Source organism: Rhodoluna sp. (genome assembly GCF_049276775.1).
Lineage (GTDB): Bacteria > Actinomycetota > Actinomycetes > Actinomycetales > Microbacteriaceae > Rhodoluna.
In genome coordinates, this window is the sequence record NZ_JBASXC010000008.1 from 1 (window position 1) to 6,329 (window position 6,329).

Here is a 6,329-nt window from a genome sequence, read left to right on the forward strand (position 1 = left end):
CAGTCAGAGAGGACGTCACGCTCAAGCTTGAGGTCGACGAAGCTTCAAGCAGAATCGTTGCCCTCACAATCGACCACCAAGGGTCTTCTCTTCAGTTGCAAGCCTTTAGCGCTCCGGGTAGCGCGGGTATTTGGCATGAAATTAGAAAGAGTTTGGAGGAATCTATTCTTGCCCAGGGTGGAAAGACCGAAACCGTGGTTGGTCCCTTAGGGACTGAGTTAAACGCTCAGATACCTTCGAAGAATTCAGGTTTTAGGCTAGCCAAGTTCATTGGCGTCGATGGACCGAAGTGGTTCCTTCGCGGTGTCATTTCAGGACTTGCTCTCGGTGACACTCTTGCCATGACGCACATGATTGATATCTTTCGCTCGATTGTTGTGGTTCGTGGTCCGTTCCCGATGCCGCCAAAAGAATTACTCCAGTTGGTAGCCCCGGTCGGAGCCAAGAAGGTGAGCCCATAGTGTCGAGCGACGAACTGAGGGACTCCGCGGCCAAGCGTCTGGGGGTGAGCGCTGAGAATGGAAACCTACAGTTTGATCGAAAGTCCCTTCTTGCGGGCATGGGAGGTTGGCTGGGTGTAGTCGAAACAATACTGCCGAGCATTTTATTTGGGACCAGCTTTGCTATTTCAGGCGAGGCTCTTATCTCCGTTATTTTGGCCGGTGGAACCTCGGCAGTATTCATTCTTTACCGACTCATCACCCGAAAGTCTGCATCCAGTGCCCTGATTGGAGCAATCGCGGTTGGGTTTGCTGCCTGGCTCGCACTCCGAGAAGGTGGTCAAGCGGTTGATTACTTCATCCCCGGCTTTGTAACAAATGCCGTTTACGGTTCAGTTTTGTTGATTTCAATTTTGGTTCGCTGGCCCATCATCGGGGTCCTGGTTGAACTGCTGCGAGGTCACAACATGAGTTGGCGCAAGGAACGTCGGCTGCTGGCAATTTACTCAGGCGTAACAGCGTTCTGGGTTGGGTTTTTCAGCTTGAGACTGGCAGTTCAGCTGCCGCTTTACTTTGCTGGGAACACTGAGCTGTTGGCTACCGCCAGAGTCGCAATGGGACCTCCGCTCTATGCTCTGGTTATCTTGAGCACCTGGCTGATGCTCCGTGCAACCGTGCTAAAGCCTCGCTGAGGGTGGTATTTTGGTTCCACAGGGCCCAATTTAGCCCTCAATCAATTAGGGAGATAAGTAAGTGTCAAAGGTAGATAGTTTCGGCACCGGTCGTTCACTTGAAGTAGCAGGCAAAAAGTACCGCATCTTTGACATGACCAAATTGGATGCCAAGACCTTGCCATACAGCCTAAAGATTTTGCTTGAGAACTTGCTTCGAACCGAAGACGGAGCCAACGTCACTTCTTCGCACATCCAGTCCATCGTTGACTGGGACCCTAAGGCAGAGCCCGACACCGAGATTCAGTTCACTCCAGCACGTGTAATCATGCAGGATTTCACCGGTGTGCCTTGCGTTGTCGATCTTGCCACCATGCGCGAAGCCATGGTGGAACTTGGGGGAGACCCAAAGAAGATTAACCCTCTAGCCCCCGCGGAATTAGTAATCGACCATTCGGTCGTAATTGATGTTGCCGGCTCGGCTGACGCTTTTGAGAGAAACGTCGAATACGAGTACCAGCGTAATGCCGAGCGTTACCAGTTCCTTCGATGGGGTCAGATGGCCTTTGATGATTTCAAGGTTGTTCCCCCCGGCACTGGAATTGTGCACCAGGTGAACATTGAGTATCTCGCCAGAACAGTAATGACGCGGGAAGTAAATGGAGAGATACACGCTTACCCAGACTCTTGCGTCGGCACCGACTCACACACCACCATGGTGAACGGGCTAGGCGTTCTCGGTTGGGGAGTGGGCGGAATTGAAGCCGAGGCAGCCATGCTCGGTCAGCCAGTTTCGATGCTCATTCCAAAAGTCGTTGGATTTAAGCTCACTGGACAAATTCCTATGGGAGCTACCGCAACGGATGTAGTGCTTACCATCACTGAGATGCTTAGAAAGCACGGTGTAGTTGGAAAGTTCGTCGAGTTTTATGGCGCGGGAGTTGCTTCGGTGCCACTTGCTAACCGAGCAACGATCGGAAACATGAGCCCGGAGTTTGGTTCAACGGTTGCTATTTTCCCAATAGACCAGGTCACACTCGATTACCTCCGATTTACCGGACGCCAAGAAGATGAGATCGCTCTGGTCGAGGCCTATAGCAAGGTGCAGGGACTTTGGCATGATCCGTCGATTGAGCCTCGATACAGTGAATATCTTGAGCTCGATCTCTCCACCGTGGTTCCTTCGATTGCCGGGCCTAAGCGTCCGCAGGATCGGATTGAACTATCTGCTTCAAAGCGCAAGTTCTCGGAAGACATCAAGGCCTACGCTTCAGTCGCGTCACATCCAACTCAGGTCAAGGGGAAGGAGTTTGCCATGGATCACGGACATGTGAGCATCGCCTCGATCACATCTTGCACCAACACCTCCAACCCGTCTGTGATGTTAGCAGCGGGTCTATTGGCCAGAAAAGCTGTCGCAAAGGGCTTGACTGCAAAACCTTGGGTTAAGACATCGCTTGCACCGGGGTCCAAGGTAGTGACCGATTACTACGACAAGTCGGGTCTTACTAAAGACCTAGATGCACTCGGTTTTCAACTGGTTGGATACGGATGCACAACCTGTATTGGAAACTCAGGTCCCTTAGATCAGGAAATCTCGGACGCTGTCAATGAAAACGACCTGGCGGTCACTGCGGTGCTTTCTGGAAACCGAAACTTTGAAGGTCGCATCAATCCTGATGTAAAGATGAACTACCTAGCTTCACCTCCTCTAGTAATCGCCTATGCGCTTGCTGGGACTATGGACTTTGACTTTGAGAAAGATTCACTCGGCACTGGCACAGACGGTTCCGAAGTTTATCTAAAGGACATCTGGCCAGCTCCGTCTGAGGTTCAGGAGACGATTGACTCTTCAATTAACTCAGGGATGTTCACCAAGCAGTACGCCGGAGTCTTCGAAGGCGATCACCGCTGGCAGTCTCTCGACACTCCAACCGGTGACACCTTCGCGTGGGATGCAAGATCAACATACGTAAGAAAGCCGCCATACTTTGACGGCATGACTATGGATCCAAAGCCTGTCACAAGCATCTCGGGTGCACGAGTGCTGGCAAAGCTTGGTGACTCCGTGACTACCGACCACATCAGCCCTGCCGGTTCTATTAGGGGAGATTCTCCAGCCGGTCAGTATTTGACCGAGCACGGAGTGTCTCGGGTGGATTTCAACAGCTACGGCTCCAGGCGCGGAAACCACGAGGTAATGATTCGAGGAACTTTCGCCAACATCAGATTACGTAATCAGCTGCTTGACAACGTTGAGGGTGGCTACACTCGTGACTTCACAACAGCCGATGGTGTGCAGTCGTTTATTTACGACGCCTCAAAAAAATACGCAACTGAAGGCACGCCGCTTGTGATCTTGGCCGGCAAGGAATACGGTTCGGGATCGTCGAGAGACTGGGCAGCTAAGGGTACAAGCCTGCTCGGTGTCAGGGCGGTAATCACTGAAAGCTTTGAGCGTATTCACCGCAGCAACCTAATCGGTATGGGTGTGCTACCTCTGCAGTTCCCAGCTGGCTCATCGGCTGACAGCCTGGGACTTGATGGAACTGAAATCTTTAACATAGAGGGAGTCGAGGCCCTGAATGAGGGAGTGACCCCGAAGACATTGAAAGTAACTGCGAGGCCATCGACTCACTCTGCGGGTGGCAAAAAAGATGTTGTCTTTGATGCGGTACTTCGAATTGACACTCCGGGTGAAGCGGATTATTTCAGGCACGGAGGCATTTTGCAGTACGTGCTTCGCTCGTTGGTATCGGCGTAGGAATACTTGCACATGCAAAGAAGTTGGACTTTAAATGGCAATCCTAGATAACCTGAATGGTCCCGAAGACCTAAAATCGCTTACCCACAAGCAGCTTTTGGAGCTTGCTCAAGAGGTACGTGACTTTCTGATTGCCAAGGTTGCAAAAACCGGAGGGCACCTTGGGCCAAACCTTGGTGTTGTTGAAACGACAATTGCCATCCATAAGGTGTTTGACTCTCCGAGCGACAGCATTGTTTTTGATACAGGGCACCAGTCTTACGTTCACAAGGTTCTCACCGGTCGGAAGAACTTCGACACCCTCCGTCAAAAAGATGGTTTGGCTGGCTACCCTCAGCGCTCGGAGTCCGAGCACGACATCGTCGAAAGCTCTCACGCTTCATCTTCTTTGTCCTGGGCCGACGGTATCGCCAAGGCATACAAACTCACGGAGCAAAACGATCGCTACGTAATTGCAGTGGTTGGCGACGGAGCGCTCACCGGCGGTATGACCTGGGAAGCACTGAACAACATCACTGACGACAACGACCGGAAACTTGTAATAGTGGTGAACGACAACGGTCGCTCGTACGCTCCAACAATTGGGGGATTAGCTAGGTATCTAAATGGTATTCGGACCGAGAAGTTTTACCGCAAGCTCTACCGATTGAGCAAGAAAGTGTTTTTCAAATTTGGCACCATTGGACGCCTCGCGTACTCAACCATTCGCGGGGCAGGAAAGGGTCTGCTTGGCTCATTTGCGCCAAAAGGGATGTTCCCCAATCTTGACTTGAAGTACATTGGCCCGGTTGACGGGCACGATCTCCACGCCATGGAGGCAGCCCTTCAACAGGCCAAGAAGTACGCGAATCCGGTTATAGTTCACGCCATCACTCAAAAAGGTAAGGGCTATGACCCGGCTGTAAGCGATGAGGCTGACCAGTTCCACGCCGTTGGGCAAATTGACCCAGGCACTGGAAAATCCGTCGACTCGAAAGGTGCCCGCAGTTGGACCTCGGTGTTTTCAGATGAAATTGTTGAAATAGCTGATCGAGATTCAAAAGTTGTTGGAATCACAGCCGCCATGCTCATCCCGGTTGGTATGCACAAGTTTGCAGCAAAATATCCCGAACGAGTCTTTGACGTCGGTATTGCCGAGCAGCACGCGGTCGCATCGGCAGCCGGTATGGCCTTTGGTGGATTGCACCCGGTGGTTGCCGTCTATGCAACGTTTATGAATCGAGCGTTTGACCAGGTGCTAATGGATGTTGCACTCCACAAAGCCGGAGTGACTTTTGTTCTTGACCGGGCTGGTGTCACCGGCCCTGACGGAGCAAGCCACCACGGCATGTGGGACCTGGCGATGCTACAAATTGTTCCCGGAATAAGAATTGCTTCACCGAGAGATGAGCTTCGCCTAAAGGAACAACTTGCCGAGGCGGTAGCCATTAGCGATGCTCCAACGGTGATTCGCTTTCCTAAGGGCACCGTTGCAAATGAGCTTCCCGCTCTTCGCAGACTAGATGACGGCGTCGATGTTTTGCACGAGAGTCCTTCCAAGGACGTATTGATCCTTACTGTGGGAGCGATGGCCGAAACCGGTCTCCAGGTTGCGAAGATGCTTGCCGATCAGGGCATCGGCGCAACCGTTGTTGACCCTCGCTGGGTGATTCCGGTTCCAAATTCAATCGTCAAAATGGCAGCCAACCACAGGTTGGTTGTCACCATCGAAGACGGAATCCGAGTCGGTGGAATTGGAACTCGGGTCCGTCAAGACCTCCGCGCCGCACAAATCGACACAGCCTTGAGTGAGATAGGACTGCCTGACGAGTTCCTTGAGCACGCCTCAAGGGGAGAGATACTTGAAAGAGTTGGACTCACCGCGCAGAGCATCTCTAGAGAAATAGTTGCCCAGGTTCTAGGCTCTAGAGTTCCTCATGCTCGTCCGATGCCGATGGAGCAGCCTCTATCGGGTCAGTCGGAGATTTCGCAGCGAGACTAAAAGCCTCGGCGATAACTGAGGAAGTTTGTTCGGTCTGCCATCTCCTCGCGCCAAGCTCGAGGAGCTTATTTGCAATGTTTTCTTTAGTCGCATCGACTGGCGGCGTGAAGCTCAACTGACGCAAAACCTCGGGTGTCAGGAGGTTCTCAAGCGGAATGAGCAGTTGTTTGGAAACTTCAAGTAGCGAAGCTTTTGCAAGTTTGAGCCTGCGATCAGCCTCGGGAAATTTGTTCACCCAGTTTCGGTGGTTGGGTATCGCGTCTGTTTTCTCGGATTTCAAATTCGGCAGCTCAGTTGCCTTGTTTGCGGCCTGTATCGCATCCCACCAGTGATCTAGGTATGAGCGACTTGCCCTTCCAGAAAAAGTCTTCATCGAAGCCAACTCGGGCCTGGTTCTTGGTTTTGTTGTTGCAGCAACCAGGATCGAAGAGTCTGGGATTAGTCTTCCGGGGGAAACATCCATCTTTTGAGCA

Annotated in this window: 4 protein-coding genes and 1 pseudogene; 4 read left to right on the forward strand and 1 reads right to left on the reverse strand. The window is 52.1% G+C overall.

The annotated features are described in order from the left end of the window. From WAO31_RS00420 to dxs, 4 genes are all read left to right on the forward strand, one after another. On the forward strand, positions 1-461 hold a 461-nt coding region (locus tag WAO31_RS00420; RefSeq protein WP_509588926.1), incomplete at its 5' end, for a DUF3710 domain-containing protein. Next, positions 461-1,132, forward strand: coding sequence for a DUF3159 domain-containing protein (locus WAO31_RS00425; RefSeq protein WP_509588928.1), 672 nt, complete (start codon positions 461-463; stop codon positions 1,130-1,132). The genes WAO31_RS00420 and WAO31_RS00425, both read left to right, overlap by 1 nt. Before the next feature lie 61 nt (positions 1,133-1,193). Further along, a complete protein-coding gene (gene acnA / locus WAO31_RS00430; RefSeq protein WP_509588930.1) occupies positions 1,194-3,875 on the forward strand; it encodes an aconitate hydratase AcnA in 2,682 nt (893 codons plus the stop codon). Between the two features lie 34 nt (positions 3,876-3,909). Continuing rightward, the gene (gene dxs, locus WAO31_RS00435) at positions 3,910-5,856 is read left to right on the forward strand and encodes a 1-deoxy-D-xylulose-5-phosphate synthase (protein WP_509588932.1); all 1,947 of its coding nucleotides are present in this window, start codon (positions 3,910-3,912) and stop codon (positions 5,854-5,856) included. On the opposite strand, the pseudogene WAO31_RS00440 reads toward dxs, so the two are convergent. Beyond that, positions 5,780-6,329 (reverse strand): annotated as a pseudogene (locus tag WAO31_RS00440) (ribonuclease D); the annotation flags it as partial. The gene dxs and the pseudogene WAO31_RS00440 sit on opposite strands and share 77 nt — an antisense overlap.